Source organism: Citrobacter sp. Cpo061 (assembly GCF_030332845.1).
GTDB lineage: Bacteria > Pseudomonadota > Gammaproteobacteria > Enterobacterales > Enterobacteriaceae > Citrobacter > Citrobacter portucalensis.
Genome location: NZ_JAOWHB010000041.1, coordinates 224,649 through 240,169 on the forward strand (window position 1 = coordinate 224,649; position 15,521 = coordinate 240,169).

At 46.8% G+C, this 15,521-nt stretch carries 11 protein-coding genes; 1 reads left to right on the forward strand and 10 read right to left on the reverse strand.

All coding sequences use genetic code 11. The features are described 5' to 3' along the window. Nucleotides 1–11: 11 nt before the first annotated feature. The 9 genes from OGX97_RS11960 to OGX97_RS12000 form a co-directional block, all read right to left on the reverse strand. Nucleotides 12–1,466: an AMP nucleosidase gene (locus tag OGX97_RS11960; RefSeq protein WP_032942969.1), complete on the reverse strand. Its 1,455-nt coding sequence runs from the start codon at nt 1,464–1,466 to the stop codon at nt 12–14. A 118-nt stretch (nt 1,467–1,584) separates the two neighbouring features. Further along, nucleotides 1,585–2,901, reverse strand: a complete 1,317-nt coding sequence (gene shiA / locus OGX97_RS11965) for a shikimate transporter (protein WP_003832199.1) — start codon at nt 2,899–2,901, stop codon at nt 1,585–1,587. A 244-nt stretch (nt 2,902–3,145) separates the two neighbouring features. After that, on the reverse strand, nt 3,146–3,598 hold the full coding sequence (locus OGX97_RS11970; RefSeq protein WP_048235644.1) for a GNAT family N-acetyltransferase: 453 nt from the start codon (nt 3,596–3,598) through the stop codon (nt 3,146–3,148). A gap of 217 nt (nt 3,599–3,815) precedes the next feature. After that, nucleotides 3,816–4,691, reverse strand: coding sequence for a serine protease (locus OGX97_RS11975; protein ID WP_235124285.1), 876 nt, complete (start codon nt 4,689–4,691; stop codon nt 3,816–3,818). A 241-nt stretch (nt 4,692–4,932) separates the two neighbouring features. Then, complete coding sequence (locus OGX97_RS11980) at nt 4,933–8,562, reverse strand: DEAD/DEAH box helicase (protein WP_235124284.1); 3,630 nt, start codon at nt 8,560–8,562, stop codon at nt 4,933–4,935. Between the two features lie 413 nt (nt 8,563–8,975). Next, nucleotides 8,976–10,814 (reverse strand): RiPP maturation radical SAM C-methyltransferase, encoded by a 1,839-nt coding sequence (locus OGX97_RS11985; protein ID WP_181596688.1) that lies wholly within the window; start codon nt 10,812–10,814, stop codon nt 8,976–8,978. Beyond that, a complete protein-coding gene (locus OGX97_RS11990; RefSeq protein ID WP_235124282.1) occupies nt 10,811–12,673 on the reverse strand; it encodes a RiPP maturation radical SAM C-methyltransferase in 1,863 nt (620 codons plus the stop codon). The genes OGX97_RS11985 and OGX97_RS11990 overlap by 4 nt, the downstream gene beginning before the upstream one ends. Nucleotides 12,674–12,735: 62 nt before the next feature. Then, nucleotides 12,736–13,044 carry a hypothetical protein gene (locus tag OGX97_RS11995; protein ID WP_235124272.1) on the reverse strand — a complete coding sequence of 103 codons (309 nt, stop codon included), beginning with the start codon at nt 13,042–13,044 and terminating at the stop codon, nt 12,736–12,738. Nucleotides 13,045–13,300: 256 nt separating this feature from the next. Further along, on the reverse strand, nt 13,301–13,813 hold the full coding sequence (locus OGX97_RS12000) for a GNAT family N-acetyltransferase (protein WP_128611807.1): 513 nt from the start codon (nt 13,811–13,813) through the stop codon (nt 13,301–13,303). A 97-nt stretch (nt 13,814–13,910) separates the two neighbouring features. Between OGX97_RS12000 and OGX97_RS12005 the strand changes: the two genes are divergently transcribed. Continuing rightward, nucleotides 13,911–14,132, forward strand: coding sequence for a hypothetical protein (locus OGX97_RS12005; RefSeq protein ID WP_235124270.1), 222 nt, complete (start codon nt 13,911–13,913; stop codon nt 14,130–14,132). A 194-nt stretch (nt 14,133–14,326) separates the two neighbouring features. On the opposite strand, the gene OGX97_RS12010 is transcribed toward OGX97_RS12005, so the two are convergent. Further along, nucleotides 14,327–15,481: an MFS transporter gene (locus OGX97_RS12010; protein WP_079934884.1), complete on the reverse strand. Its 1,155-nt coding sequence runs from the start codon at nt 15,479–15,481 to the stop codon at nt 14,327–14,329. Nucleotides 15,482–15,521: the final 40 nt, after the last annotated feature.

Below are 15,521 nucleotides of genomic sequence, written 5' to 3' on the forward strand. Positions count from 1 at the left end.
ACCTTCAGGCCTTAACGGAACGGCGGTTCGTTGAACGTACGTAATTTACGGGAGTGCAGTCGGTCGCCTTCAGCACGCAGACGATCGATAGCCCGGATACCTATTTGCAGATGCTCAGAAATGGCACCTTCATAAAAACGGTTGGCCTGACCAGGCAGTTTGATCTCGCCATGGAGCGGTTTATCGGAAACGCACAGCAGCGTGCCGTACGGAACGCGGAAACGATATCCCTGGGCGGCGATGGTGGCGCTTTCCATATCGATAGCCACCGCGCGGCTGAGGTTAAAGCGTAGCGCAGAAGCGGAATAGCGTAGCTCCCAGTTGCGATCGTCAGTGGTGACGACGGTACCGGTACGCAGGCGTTGTTTAACCTCTTCGCCGGGCATACCGCTGACTTCTTTGGTAGCGTCATACAGTGCGCGCTGCACTTCCGCGATGCTCGGAATTGGAATATCTGGCGGTAGAACTGCATCCAGCACGTGGTCGTCACGCAGATAAGCGTGGGCCAGAACATAGTCGCCAATCGCCTGGCTTTCACGCAGTCCGCCACAGTGACCAATCATCAGCCAGACGTCAGGACGCAGTACGGCCAGATGATCGCAAATGGTTTTGGCGTTAGACGGGCCAACGCCGATATTGACCAGTGTGATCCCCTGACCGTCGGCGGTGATTAAATGCCAGGCGGGCATCTGGTGTTTCTTCCAGGCGAGATCGGAGATCGCTTCTTCAGGCGCTTCAGTTTCAGCGGTGATCCAGATCCCGCCCGCACAAGAAAGCGCGATATACGGGCTGTCCGGGTCGAGGATCTGGCTGCAACCCCAACGCACAAACTCATCGACGTAGCGGGTGTAGTTGGTGAACAGCACAAACGGCTGAAAATGTTCAACCGGTGTTCCCGTGTAGTGGCGCAGTCGCGCCAGCGAAAAATCTACTCGTCGGGCGTCGAAGTGCGACAACGGGGAGAATTCCGCCGGATGATAGGTACCGTCGGCTGTTTCATCGCCAATCTGTGACAGCTCGGTTGTGGGGAAGTGGCGCGTTAGGCCGGCACTCATCGAGCGGTCGAGCGTCAGTTCAGAACCGTCAATGACATACGGATAGGGGATTTCATGCTGCGACGGCTCAACGGAGATATGCGCATCATAATCCTGATACAGCAGCGTGAGTTGTTCTTCAAGATACGGACGAAAAAGCGACGGACGGGTAATCGTAGTGGTGTAGCAGCCCGCATGGGTAAAACGACCATAGGCGCGGGTTTTAGGGGGATTGGTGGCGCTGCCATCCCAGGTGACACACAGTGATGGGTAAACAAAAAGACCGTTATGGCGGGCGATTACGTCAGGGAGCGTCCCTGTTTCAATATACTTACCAATGGCGCTACGCAGTGCTTTTACCGACTGCTCGTACAGCGCGTCCAGTTTATCCAGTGCCTGAGCCGGGGTCAGGCTGGAGCCCTTATTGTTCATGTCTGTCTCCTTGTTCCACAGATGTACTGCTCTCCCGATAGTATGTCACAGGAATGTGAAACAAAAGTCAGACGTTGAGGAAGATTGTGCGAAGACCGGACGGCCTCCGCACCTTGGCTTAACCATGCTGCTTATCCCGCATCAGCAATGCTGTAGTGGCGGAAATAAGACAACCCGCCATCAGATAAATGGCCACACTGTGCCAGTCTCCGCCGGAGAATGTTACCAGCGCAGCAGCAATGAAGGGGGTAAAACCGCCGCCAACCACGCTTGCTACCTGATAACCAACGCCCGCACCGCTGTAGCGATAGCTTGCGCCAAACAAACCGGTAAACATAGGTTGCTGCACGCAGACCACCATATCGTGTGCAATGTTGGCCAACATAATCGCGAAGAACACGATCCAGAAAATGGATTGCGCTTCTAACGCCATAAAGAACGGGAATGCGCTGAGCGTCCCGACCAGTGCGCCGGTAATGTAAACGCGCCGGCGACCAAAGCGGTCGGCGAGCCAGGCAAAGCAGGGGATGGTCAGACAGCTCAGCCCTCCCACCAACAAGCCGATATTCAGAAACAGTTCACGGGGTAAGCCCAGATTCTGCGTGGAGTAATTTAGGGCAAACGCAGTGACGATATACATCGTCAGCAGTTCACACAGGCGCAGAGCGATAATTTTCAAAAAGGCACCTGGATGACGGATTAACGCCTCGACTACCGGTAGTCTCTTTTTCTCTGGTTGCGGTGCCTGCTGCTGCTGTTCGAATTCGGCTGATTCATCCATTCGGTTACGCATCCACAACGCGCCCAATACCAGCACGATGCTGAACAGGAATGGAATACGCCAGCCCCAACTCAGGAACTGCTCATCGGTGGTTTGCGAGCTAATCAGCGAGACCAGACCGGTAGAAAGCAGTAGCCCGACGCCATAACCGACCTGAACACCGCTGCTGTAGAAGGCTTTTTTATTTTTCGGCGCGCTTTCGACCGAGAGCAACGCCGCGCCGCCCCATTCACCGCCAACGGCGAATCCCTGAATAGCACGCAGCGTCACCAGCAGAACGGGAGCCCACCAGCCAATGGTGTCAAAGGAAGGAATAATCCCTATCAGTGCAGTGGCGATCCCCATCATCCAGACGGTGAGCATCAGCATACGTTTACGCCCCAGGCGATCGCCGAAGTGGCCGAAGATCACCCCGCCTAGCGGGCGGAACAAGAATCCGACGCCAAAGGTGGCAAATGCGGCAAGTGTCCCCATCGCCGGGCTGACTTGCGGGAAGAACTCGCGGTTAAAGACCAGTGCGGCAGTGATGCCGTAAAGCAGAAAATCATACCAGTCGACCACGGCACCCGCGAAGCTACCAAGCGCAGCGCGTCGGGCGCGGTTAAGTGAAGAGGCGTCCTGTTGGGGACCCGTGGAGGTGAGGGAGGAATCCATAGTTATCCTGTCTGTACTGTTTTTTAGTTATTAGTATTTGAGTTGGGTTACACACATTGCAGTCGCAATATTAACGACCGTTATGAGATTACCGCGACAGACGGGAAGTGAAAACGATTATCTCCCTCATCTGATGGCAACATGAAAAATAAGATGAATGAGAAATCTGAACCTGGTGGAATCGTGGGCTGTCAGGGGTGTTCTGATTTCAGGTGGAGCATTAGGAGCGCTGTATTTGGGGAAGTTATAAACCCACTTTCATAATGGTATACGGAGATTCGGTGAAACCACATCGCTCATAAGCACGAATCGCACGCCCGTTATCTCCATGGACATATAAACGAAGCTCCAGTGCCTTTTCTGATTTAGCTTCTTTTGTAAGATGTTTGATGAGCTCATCAGCTAACCCCATCCCACGATGCTCCGGGGCGATATAAAAACTTTGGATCCACCAGTAGTCATTTCCATGAAAATCACTCCATTCTTTTACGACAGAGGTATTGGCGATCACTGTTCCTGAAGAATCTTCCATGACCCAATATTTTGAACGTGGGTTTTCACTAAACGCCGACGAAACGCCACGCTCCACAGCAACAAGGTCAATCACTGAACCTTCAGATTCTTGTGCTTCCTGAGTGGTGAATTCGATTATTTTATTGATATCGTCAGGCGTAGCTGGTCGAATAAAGTAGTTCATAAGTCTGGCTCTCATTAACGTTGCGGCTATACGAATCGCGCAATACCCTACATCAAATCTTGTTCAATGTCCGCTCTTGGCACGAAGCGGACCAGGCAACTGAGCTGAAGGTCCGCTGTGAGCGAGGAACGGAAGTTCGAAATTGTTCGAAAATAGATTGGATATATTTCTAGCATTGTCTATTAAATTTAATGCTTCAACATCGTTATTCATATTATTATCCATAATATTTATATTTTGATTTACACTTTCCTTTAATAATATCTATTATTGCTGATTCTTTCCAAACAATTGCCAGATCGGGATAAAGATTTTTTCCAGAGTGCATTAACTGAGATCGTCCGGAATAAACCCCTCCAAAAGTATAGCATTGTGACATAATCATATCATTCAAGTCTTTCTTTCCCTTTGGTAAAGTAAATCCATTTGACTTTATAAATACAGCAGAGCCTGACATTCCAGTTTTAGTGGTGGCTGTATCAATAAAATATTTAGGTAAATTGTCAATGTTTACATCATGCTCAGAAGCCACGCTACCTCTTTTCCATATTGGTAGATTTCCTCCGGCAACCATGCCTAAAGGGTAACCGATGAAGAATGCATCCATACCAGTTTGAATATCAAAATCTTCCAAATTCAACTCATCTGAATTAACAGGGAAAATAGAAACACCACTTTCTTTTAAGGTTTTTATGCTATCATCAAAAGGTATTGCAATTATGTCAACACTTTGTTTATGATTTGGGTGTTCAAACCACACAGGTAAATATTCACCATTCTGCTCTTCGTACAACTTTAGTTTTAAAATTTTACTCCATGATAAATAAACGGAATTATCCACATTAGTTACTTTCCTGGGTAGATAAAGATGTATTAGATTAGGTTCCGATAAGTTAATAGTGTCTAATGGCATTCCAGATGATGAATTTCTTCCTGTAACGTTATGCCAGTTTGTTATTAAATGAATCTTCCCATCAAAATCATAAAAAAAAGCAGTTGCTGTACTCAGAGTAATAACTTTATCGCTTTTAGCGTCCTCTCTACACATTTCTATCTTGAATGACGTTAAGCTTAGATAATTAATTGACACCATCAAATCCTTATTTGTCAAATGAACTTAAAACTCTTAACCAAGTGGATAATCAGTAATACGAATTCAACAAGAAAGTGAATTGCGAGTTATCATATATCAAACCAATTACTATGTCATTTGACATGAAGGCTTGCGACGTAAACAACGTCCGCTCTTGGCACATAGCGGTCGGCTCGTTACAGAGCTAAATAAAAGATTAGTTGCGATGTGCCCTTAACAATGAGTGCCGCCTCGGAGATTGTCAGGCTGATTGCGCCAATTGTCGCTGCAGGACCTGTAGGCTCGTTCCCGCCCCTGCCCATGCAGCAGCCGAGCCGACCACATACAGGTTTTGCTTGGCGCGTGAGACGGCTACATTGATAATGTTTGGCGGGCTTGCCGCCCACTGACGGGCTCTTTGCTGACTCGCTTTCGGAGCACCCAGCAGCAGGATGACCGTGTCCGCCTCTCGGCCCTGGAACGTGTGGATCGTGCCTACACGATCACGGCTCCACTCATTCCACTTTACTCCCAGCGCTTGCAGCAGATCGGTCTCACTGTCGAGACGCCGACGCATGTTCTGCTCTACGATCTTGAATGGTGTGATGATAAAGACGTCCGGATTTGTAATGCCCGATGCGGCCAGCTCTTTAAGCATTCGTACAACCGCATCACCCTCCTCGGGGCACCACTTCGTCTCAGCATTGCCATTGACGTCGAACCAGCGAGATTGCCCCAAAGCCGAGCCGATAGATCCTAGTCTTTTAGGCCCGACAGCATGGACCATCTGCCCGGCATAGGCGATGGAGTTAGAAACATCGAACATTGGGTTCTGGCAACGCCTGTGAACGAGGAGTGGCAGCCCGACTTCTCGATCACCTACATCCATGACGAAGGTGGATTTGAAGCGCGATGCCTGATCAGCAAGGGTCTGCGTAGATGCTGCGGGCGCAGACCATTCGCTCTGATCAATGTCGAAGAATTTGCAGATTTCGACGTTCAGCTTTTCAGGAAGTGAAACTACAGGTGGGATTTGCAACGGGTCACCTACCACGATGGAGCGCTTTGCCCGCATGATAGCTCCAACTGCTGCCTGAGGAACGGCCTGGCCCGCTTCATCTACCAGAAGCCAGCCAATGCTCTCTGGTGGCAGATCCCCGAACATCGTCCGAACAGAGGCGAATGTCGTGGACACGGTCGGCACCACCATGAAAAGGCTTGACCAAAGGTCGGGGAGAAGTTCACGGTGAGCGGAAGACTGGAAGGCACCAGTCACCATGCCCGACATCAATAGCCCAAGGTTGTGTTGCAAGCGGCTGGCCGAAGCATCGATGAACGTTTTATGCACAGTCAGGGCAGCGGCGAATAGATCCTCCCGCAGGCGATGAACCTCATCGGGAAGCCATGGCGCAGTCAGGTGGATAGCCTCGTGCTCGCGCTCGAAGAATCTCTCATCAACGACCCTGTCTCCCATGCGGTTTCGTGCCTCTGCCTCGGTTGCTTTCAATTTCGAGACAGCCTGACACTTGCTGGAAATTTCCTGGTCGAGTTGCTGTAACTGGGACTCAGTATTGCTCCACTCAGCCCTTGCAAGCTCCAGGGCACCGTCTGTCTCCAGCGCCCGTAGGACTGATTGCTGCAAGGTCGCCGAGAGCATCTGCAGTGTCGATCTCCACGACTTCCAGGCCGCAGTCGCGAACAAACGGGAGAAGAAACCTGGACGGCCAGCAAGATGGCTGTCGAGCATGATCTTATCCTGCTCGATCTGCGATTTTGCCTTCTCATGCTCCCGTTGGCAGGATTCAGCAATCTGGTGTGCCTCTTCTACGGCTTCATCCAGACTCGGTCGACGCTCTTCAGCCCTTTGAAGTTCGGTGATCGCTCCCTTGAGCGCCTGGATATCCCGTCGCATCTCTTCGATGCTGGCGATTTCGGCGTCTACCGTTGCCTTGAGTTTAAGAAATGCGGTTCGCGCTTTCAGCCAGGCCGCAGCAGCATCCGCTTCGTTGGTGCTGGGCCGCTCATTGACAACCACGCTGGGCATTACGCGATCGATGATTTCGCCTGTTCGTTCGTCCTTGATCTCACGCATGACATTTATGCCGCGAGCTGCTTTCAGGTAGGTAAGGAAACCACCGTCTTCATTCCACCAGAAACCTTGCTGGAACGCGCCTCGGTTGCTGCTCTTGCCGAGAGCAGCGGCGATTAGCCCCCAGGTTTCGACTGGGTCGGAGGGGATGTCCCCCTCGGCCTCGGCTTCGAAATAGCCGACGCGTTTGGGGTTCGCAATCAGGTCGCTGATGGACCGAAAATAGGCGATTTGTTCATGACGACCATTGGCTTCCTTGAGAGGAAGCTCTTTACTAACGTTCTCGACCGCTTTGTTATTGGAGGACGCTACAACGATCTCATGGCCCTTTAAGGATGCATGTAACTTGTAGAAGTGCAGGAATGCATTGGAGCCGAATGCCAGCTTCTCGCCTGTTGTGGAAAAGGCATCCTGCGGTTTATTGAAGCCGCACATCGCCGTGGCCCGATCAAGAATGCACCCGACGACAATATCTCGCAGAAGAGTGGTCTTTCCGGTTCCCGGAGGCCCATTGACGCCGATGATACCTGGAGCATCATTCAGCTCAGCACGCGCCGCATTCACGGCAGCCTGTTGAAGCAGTACCAGTGGATGGCCGCCTTTCGAAGGCCAACGAGCCTGCGGCATGAGCGAGGGTGCGACGAATGGCTCAACTGCGGAAATGGGCGATAGCACGTCGATTTTCTGTTCAGGCCTGCCAATTCCCATGTAGCGGCGCAAACCGGCTCCGGCTTTGCCCGTCTCGAGCAATTTGGTTGCTTCACCGAGATCTTCAAGATAGAAGGAATTCAGTAACGAAGGTTCAGGCGGCGCCTTGGCCTTGAAATGATGAAACACCTTAATCGCGAATGTGGGTGGCTCAACCAAATGTTCGGGTACACCGAACTGAGACACAAGCCATCTATAAGCGTTAAGAACGACATCCAAATCGATCGGTATGGGTTCTCCATCCTCGTTGTGGCGGCGAACCATTCGATCCAGATGCTCGATAATGCGCGGCTCAACATTCGGCCAATTCCCTAAGCTCCCAAGCTTCAGGTCGAGAGCCGGCTTGAGTGCCCAGGCAAAACTGGAAACGGCAACGCCTTTGTCCTCAAGCACATAACCTTCTTTGTCGATCAGGATCGAGCCGATGGCCGCCTTCTTACCGTCCGGGCGTGAACGCTCCTCATCCTCGCCAAAAACCTTGACCAGCTCGTCCGTCGCCTTGTCGAGAGCGATGGAGCCGAGGACGACCTCGAAATAAAGCTTATGGCTGGGCTTGCTGCGGGCATTTGGTCCCCATGGTACACCTCGCTCCAATAGGGCAACCCTAGAGCGGTCGCCGGTTGCCATATCCTCTGGGCGTTTATAACCTTGAGGCGACAGTGCTTCGAGGGCTGTCCATGCTGCCAGTATTGCTCGCGCATCATTCGACTTACCTGTCGGAGAGAAAGATGGGAGTGGACCTAGGTCGATCTGGTCTTCGCCGAATTGCTGTTGCATGACAGGAGCTGGATTAGCCTTGGGTTGCTGTTGCACTACCGCTGCAGGCACATCACGGGGCGGAACTTGGGAGGATTGTGTGGACGACGAGCCAGGATGACGCGCTGATGGACTGGAATCCGACATTGAGATCACGCAGTGACCACTAAGTACAGTTCGGGCTTGCTCGATTTTAGTCCTCAACGTTTGGGCCTTGGCAGTATTGCGGAAGGTCAGTTCGTTCAACAGCCGTTCAAGTTCACTAGCATTGTTCCGTGACCGCTCGAAAATTTCCTCCAGATCGAAGATTGATTTTTGCGCATACTGCCTTGTAGTCATTTTTTCTGCAACTCCAGACCCCATCAGTTGAGAGATTTTATGCTAATTAGCATGATTTCTAAAACGGTAAACTTCCGCTCCTTGCATGGAGCAGACCTAAAGCAAGTCCGTTAGGCCCGCTGTGAGCGAGGAGCGGAAGTTGTATTTTGAACCTATACGTCCCCCGCGTCCGGTGGGAACTGATGTATTACCAGTTTCCATTGACCATTAACAGAACACTCCCAGTATGAAGAACGAAGTGATGTTTGACTGGTATCTGGATTAAACTTCCAATAGCGCAAAATTATCTCTTATGCTGATAAGCTGGAAGTAGGTGCTGAGAATGGTCAGTACATTTGTGTAAAATAGGAACCTTTACAATCCAGCTATGCATCGCATGCCCTATTATAACCACCTTCCGTGGCAGAATAGCTTTACCTATTCACTAGAATTGGTAGTGATATTATATGATTATCTATTTTTACGGCGACTTCACATTCAAAAAGAATTTCAAGCTCTTCTTGAATCGCACCGCATTCGCGCACATGCAAACCTTCTTTACACTTGAGAAATACCTCAGCAAGTCGCCCGGAAATTTTAATCTCACGGGCTTCCATCATCGGTCTATTATCTAGAATTATTACACTTGAACCTTTAACACTATAAGTAAGACTTTTGGGGCGATATTGTTTTTTCCACATATCTATTTCGGAAGCAAGTTGTTCCCATAGGGAATTATTTTCTAACTCATCTTCTCCAGTGTAAGAAAAATCAAAAAAATATGCCATCCGAGTTCGAGAGTCTAATGGAAATGGAAGCCATTTATCTCGACCTGTAGGTGCACCAACGACAATACCATGCTTAGTACCTTCATCGAAAAGAGGGCTATATCGATCCACTCTTACTCTAGAATGTGAGTATGGTGGTGGGAGTGATCGAAGTTTCTTAATGAGTTTAATTTCATCAGTCAATGAGTCAGAATCCTCTCTTGGGAATCCATATATGTAATTCCACAAAATTTCGATATTAAACTCATCAGCGAATTTTAATAAATAAATATTCTGTTTAGCACTAACTCCTTTATTCATTAGCTTTAACGCTTGGGTATTAAGCCTTTCAATTCCAGGCTGAATAGCGGTGACGAAATTAGTCTTGAATATTTCTAAGTCGGATTTTTTGAGATTTGCCTTAGTCTCAAAAAAATATCGAAAGCCGTCAATTTTTCCGATTTCCGGCAGGATTGTACGAACTGAGTCGTACGAGATGATATTATCAGTAAAGACAACCTGTCTAGGTCCATGTCGACTTCGCAAAATAACTAATTGTTCCTTGATTATTTCTGTTGACTTTAATCTATATTTTATCTGCTGGCCATTTAAACCACAGAAAGTACAGTGATGCTTTTCTCCCCACCAACAACCTCGAGATGTTTCATAGGGTAGCTGCCAAGTATCAGAAACCTGACCAAATAATCTAGTTTCTATAATAAAATCTGTATAATCTGGAACTGGTATGTTATCAAGAATAGTTGGGCTGGCCCGAGGCCGGGTAACAATTTCTTGAGATACTTTTGTTCTAAAAGATATGCCGTTTACATCACTTCTTGTTTCTTTAGTTTCGTCAAAATGATTTACATACTCAACGAATGAAACTTCTGCATCACCATGGAATACGGCATCAAGAAAGGGATAATTGCGCAATAATTCCTCTCCCATTGGTGTTTCGCAATCTGCACCACCCATAACAATGTCAACCGTTGCATCGAGCTGTCTGATTTTTTTGGCGAGAGCAAGCGCAGCTTGCCGTTGCAAAAGTGTCGAGGTAATACCGATAATATCTGGTTTGCCAACGAGGACCTGTTTTGCAATAGTATCTAAAAAATTTTCAGCATGTTTTACAAGTGCCATGAATTCGTTAAGTGGTAGGGACTGTCTAATGTACTCTGCAAATTCAAAATCCTTCTCTCTATCAGGATGCAATAGCTGAGTGAATACCTGCTCTCCCTTTTGCTCACAATGTCCAATACTTAAAGTATCGTATGCATCAACTCCGATAAGTTCAGCATAAAGTAAATTTGCATAATAAACATTGACTTGATGTCCATGCTGGACTAGACAAGATTTCAGTAATCCTAAAGCTAGTGATGGGTAGTTACGATTTGCAAAAGGAGGGTTTATTAGGCTCACTTTGCGGAATTTTTGCGGGAGAATTTTTTTTGTTGTGTAAGGTGACGCAATGTTTAAATAAATGGGAGCTAGATTGTCTCGATTCATATATCACCTCCTGCACGATTTGATAATCCAAGAGTATCAAGTTTAGATGACTGAAGTTGAAGTAGGTTGACTCGAGGCACTAGAGATATCAATTTATTGGCATCCCACTGAATAAGATTGATATCGTTAATTTCACTTAAGAACGACTGAATGTCGGCTTGTGATACGCTGTAATCTAATGACTGAAGCAAGCGAAATAAAGATTGTAGTGTTTGAACATCATCTAGAGCTAAAAATACCGCCATCCGCCATCCTCGTAGCGTGATCGTTCGCGGTTCGCTGCGAATATCACAAATCTTTACAAAACCAGGTCCCTTGCGGTAATAGAGTTTGTTTGGATGCCATGCTTGTTTCCACTTTTTAATTAAATCTTGTAATTCAAATACCGAGTTATCTATAGGTTCTATATTTTTGTATTCGAAATTAAATAGTCTACAAAAACCTGATATCAGGATTTGACTTATAGGGTAAGTATGAAGAGCTGATTCAATCGGTTTTATTTTTTCTATTCCATACATTTCTGGATTCTTAAACATTAGGCTATCTCTCTCAAGCCTCACTGGCGTAGCATGAAGGGGGGGCTGGAGATGAGAGATTTTTTTGATTTTTTCAATCTGAGTCTGGAGTGATTTCTCTGTTTCTCCTGGCAGGCCATACATAAGTGTCCAGTATGGGGTGATTGCTAATTCTTGAGCCCATTTGAGAATACGAATGTTCTTTAATGCGGTAGTTCCCTTTTGGATGAGCGAAAGTACTTCCGTGTCAAAACTCTCTATCCCTATCTCTACAATATATGTATTTGCCTTCACCAAATGCTTCATTGTAGCCTTGGAAGTAGATGCCTTGATTTCAAAAAAAAGAGTAATGTCGAGATCAAGATCAGAAATAAAAGGGAGCAGCTCTCTCTCATGCTTTTTGGAAAGAAGGTGGTCAGCATGGACTATATGCATAGCCTCATGCTTATTGACAAGCTCAAGTATTTGTTTGAGTGCTGTACCTGATTCCTTCTCAAGATATTTCTGACCTTCTTCTATTAATCCACAAAATATGCAATGCCGTTTGTCTGCCCACCAGCATCCGTGGCTAGCTTGAAATGGAATTACGGATTGCAATGGATCTTGGTAATAACGTTCAAAGTAATTTTCATAGTCTGGAGTTGCTGTAAGATTTCCTGCGCGATAATTAGCTGGCAAGGAGGTGGCTATTGTATTTCGTGCAAGAAACCCTGGTGCGCTTCTAAGGGAGAGGATTGCAGGTAAACTATTTTTTATAGTGGCAGCTCCGCCCTGAAAAATGACTCCGTCAATTTCAGAAAATGAGTCCATTATCGCTTTGGCTTGCGAGGCAGAAGAAAAGTATTGTCCAAAGATAATTATTGGTTTTTGGTAGCCTAAAGCTCTTATGGCCTTGGCAAGACGGATTGTTGCGCCTAGTTGCTGATGTCTGCAGACTATAAATACGGCAGTAGGATTTGAATCATAGATTTTCTTTGCAGCAGCTGGTGAAAAATACTCCCACAGCTCACGCAACTCATAAATTTGTGATATTTGTTCATCTGTTAAATCTAATATTTTTTTTATATAATCTGCAAATGTCTTAGTGGTTCGTAAGCTAACAGTATCGTCAGGAAATTTTGATCGAGAAAGTGAACCTGTCCCAATCCAATCTGCGACCCCCCGCGTAGGAGGAATGTTGGCAATAGATGTGTATACCGAACTGCCTATCAGTTCTGAGAAATCTTGATTAATGTAATTAACATTAACTGATATACCCATTTCTCTTAGCACCTGTGTAGCAACAGCGGCATCGAGGCTCGGGAATTCGAGAGATGCAAATGGCGGTATCACAATGTCAATCATCAAGATGTCCACTCATAATAGTGGTTAATGTATGGATAAGGAATCTACTTTAGGTTGATTTATTAATTTTTAGATGCCGTGAGCTCTAAGTATTTCTTTATTTCTGCGATTCGAGATTCCATTAATATTTTTGCATCTCCAGATAACCCATCAAGAACAAGATTTTCATTCTTTACCAGTAACTCATAATAGCTCCGAGGTAATTTTTCTCCAGATTGAGTGAAGAAATTCACTATTATGGGATCGCCGTTGCTTGCCACAGCTGGAACAGGATGCACAGTTCCATTTGAAGATAGCCCGACCGCAGTGTTAACATCTAAACCTAAGGACTCAGCAGAAACTGATCTGATTTTCAAATCTGACTTTGCCATTTTTGAACACCTCGTTGCTTTGTTGCTAACGGAAGTTTATTTTTTAAGGACGAGCATTTTAGGTCTAGCTGATAACGTGGAGTTGTCAAGTTTCTTTGGTATTGATGGCACAACTCAGTTGAATTGCTAAACACTCTTATGTTGTTTTAAATGGAATTTTTTAAGCCAGTCATTGACGTGGTAACCTACCCCAATTGATAAATAGAGGTTAATGTTAGCAACGTCCACTCCTGGCACGAAGCGGACTGGTCACCTGCTAGACAGCAATCCCCATAATCCTGATGACGCTCTGCTGTGAAGCTGTTTTGAAATAGTCTCTTTTAATTAAGGTCATGCCCTGTTTGCGGTAGAAATTACAGGCGCGTTCGTTCTGTTCTAGAACCTCCAGCCATACAAAGTCTTTCCCCCTGGCCCGGGCCAGGTCTTTGACGGTGTCAAACATGACCTGACCGTAACCTTTACGGGTGTCTGCAGGATCAAGATAGAGTTTGTTAAGCAGCATCCCTGACATATTCGTATCAGGGATGCTGCTTTCATAGGTCACTTTCGCAAAACCAATTGGCCTATCGGTCTCTGCTACATACCAACAGGCCGCTTGCTCATTCAGGCTCTGTTCCAGCTCGTCCAGAGAATATTCGCTTGCTAAAAAAGCTTCCAGTTCAGACTTTGACTCCCACAGATGTTCAAAGTGTGCGCGGTAGATGCGGTAGCCCAGCGCATTAAGCAACATCGCGTCGGCAGGTGTGGCTTCACGGATTTGTAATGTCATGAATGATTCCTGTCCTGGTAATAAATTAACGATTACTGAACTATATCAAAACTGTCAGTGATACAGTGGTATGCGAATATTTCAGAGGCTTATCAGTATGAAGATTGTTTTTATCCCTGCGTTGATCGTAGTTCTGATTGATAAAGAACAGGACATAGGACGGGAATTGACCCGCGATGAGGTTGAGTCCATTCGCGATGGCGCTACAGCCATCCGCCTGCCAGCCGAAGCAGCCGAGGGCATAATCAGAGAGCGTGGCTACCGCGATATTGATCCTGAGAATGTCTGGCGCGAGTGGCAGGCGTATAAAGCTGACTGAATGTTGATGGGAGCACGCTGCTTAAGTAGCGCATGAAAATTGTGCACTTACACGGATGGGTTTACTCCGCACCTGTCGTGGAACTGAGGGGCAACTTTGAGCGACATGCAGCCAGTCAGTTTTGAATAAAATTTAACGGCTAAATCGACGCCCCGTAATTTTTATAAGTGGGGCGTTTTTATCTTCAGAACCTATTAACTCCAGCCTTGTTTACTACGACGGATATAAGGTAATACGGATAATAAAGCCAGAACCGCTAATACCATTCCAATCCATAGAGCTGAACGTAAACCGAATCCAGATGAAATTGCCATTCCACCTAAATAAGAACCGCCACCTAATCCAATATTGATCACGGAAGTATGAACGGCATTGACCATTGGCCCTGGATGTGCCACGCTGACAATTCTTGCCATCATTGCCGGATTCATTGGTACGCCAGATAAACCGATAAGTATAACAGCCAGAATAGCAATGACCTGATATTGAACAAATAGCGCCATGCCGAGCAAAGAAATACTCAATATTGTTAAGCCGACAACCATAACAGTTAAACTATGGCGATATGCAAGACGTCCCGTTACCATATTCCCGATGATATTGGCTAGTCCATAAAGCATCAGAATGAAGGGAACCGTCTGCATTGTAAATTCACTGACATCAGTCAGCACGGGAACAAAATAACTGAATGCCGCAAAACTTGCCCCCAAAATCAAACAGCTGGTTGCACAGGCTTTCCAATAGGCTTTATTTTTAAATGCCTTAATCTCTTCAGCCATCTTGATAGCACCGCCGCCGCTCATATGTGGCAATAAACGTACTAATGCTAGCAGGCATATGAAAACCAGGACCGCGACCAGCCCAAAACTCATTTTCCAGCCCCAGTGCTGGTCAATGATTGTCGCGATAGGTACACCAAAGACATTGGATACCATAAAACCTGCTATCACTATTGATGCGGCACGAGGGCGATTTTCTACAGATACAAGAGCCATACTTGTCGCGAGTGAAAGACTTAAACACCCTGCACATAAAATACCTGTCACGATTCGAATGGCAACTAACACATTGTAATCAGGGGCAAAGACGCTTAATCCTTGTACGATAACATATAACCCTAACAGCCATAATAACGTTGAGCGATAGGGCGCTTTAAACTTAAGAAAGGTGTAGGTTAATACCGGGCCACCTAGCATTACACCGAATGCATAATATGAAATCAAATGCCCGACTTCGCCGACTGTAACACCAAATGCTTCCGATAGCGTGGTCATCATACCCGCCACCATTAACTCTGCTGTACCTAATGAAAAAATGGCTAACCCTAAAATATAAACGACTAATGGCATGTTTTTTTATTTTTCCTTGTATTGGAATGATCGTTACAAA

Excerpts from the sequence above, each read along its gene's own strand:
- OGX97_RS11960 (WP_032942969.1), bottom strand. The coding sequence starts at position 1,466 with ATGAACAATAAGGGCTCCAGCCTGACCCCGGCTCAGGCACTGGATAAA.
- shiA (WP_003832199.1), bottom strand. The coding sequence starts at position 2,901 with ATGGATTCCTCCCTCACCTCCACGGGTCCCCAACAGGACGCCTCTTCA.
- OGX97_RS11970 (WP_048235644.1), bottom strand. The coding sequence starts at position 3,598 with ATGAACTACTTTATTCGACCAGCTACGCCTGACGATATCAATAAAATA.
- OGX97_RS11975 (WP_235124285.1), bottom strand. The coding sequence starts at position 4,691 with ATGGTGTCAATTAATTATCTAAGCTTAACGTCATTCAAGATAGAAATG.
- OGX97_RS11980 (WP_235124284.1), bottom strand. The coding sequence starts at position 8,562 with ATGACTACAAGGCAGTATGCGCAAAAATCAATCTTCGATCTGGAGGAA.
- OGX97_RS11985 (WP_181596688.1), bottom strand. The coding sequence starts at position 10,814 with ATGAATCGAGACAATCTAGCTCCCATTTATTTAAACATTGCGTCACCT.
- OGX97_RS11990 (WP_235124282.1), bottom strand. The coding sequence starts at position 12,673 with ATGATTGACATTGTGATACCGCCATTTGCATCTCTCGAATTCCCGAGC.
- OGX97_RS11995 (WP_235124272.1), bottom strand. The coding sequence starts at position 13,044 with ATGGCAAAGTCAGATTTGAAAATCAGATCAGTTTCTGCTGAGTCCTTA.
- OGX97_RS12000 (WP_128611807.1), bottom strand. The coding sequence starts at position 13,813 with ATGACATTACAAATCCGTGAAGCCACACCTGCCGACGCGATGTTGCTT.
- OGX97_RS12005 (WP_235124270.1), top strand. The coding sequence starts at position 13,911 with ATGAAGATTGTTTTTATCCCTGCGTTGATCGTAGTTCTGATTGATAAA.
- OGX97_RS12010 (WP_079934884.1), bottom strand. The coding sequence starts at position 15,481 with ATGCCATTAGTCGTTTATATTTTAGGGTTAGCCATTTTTTCATTAGGT.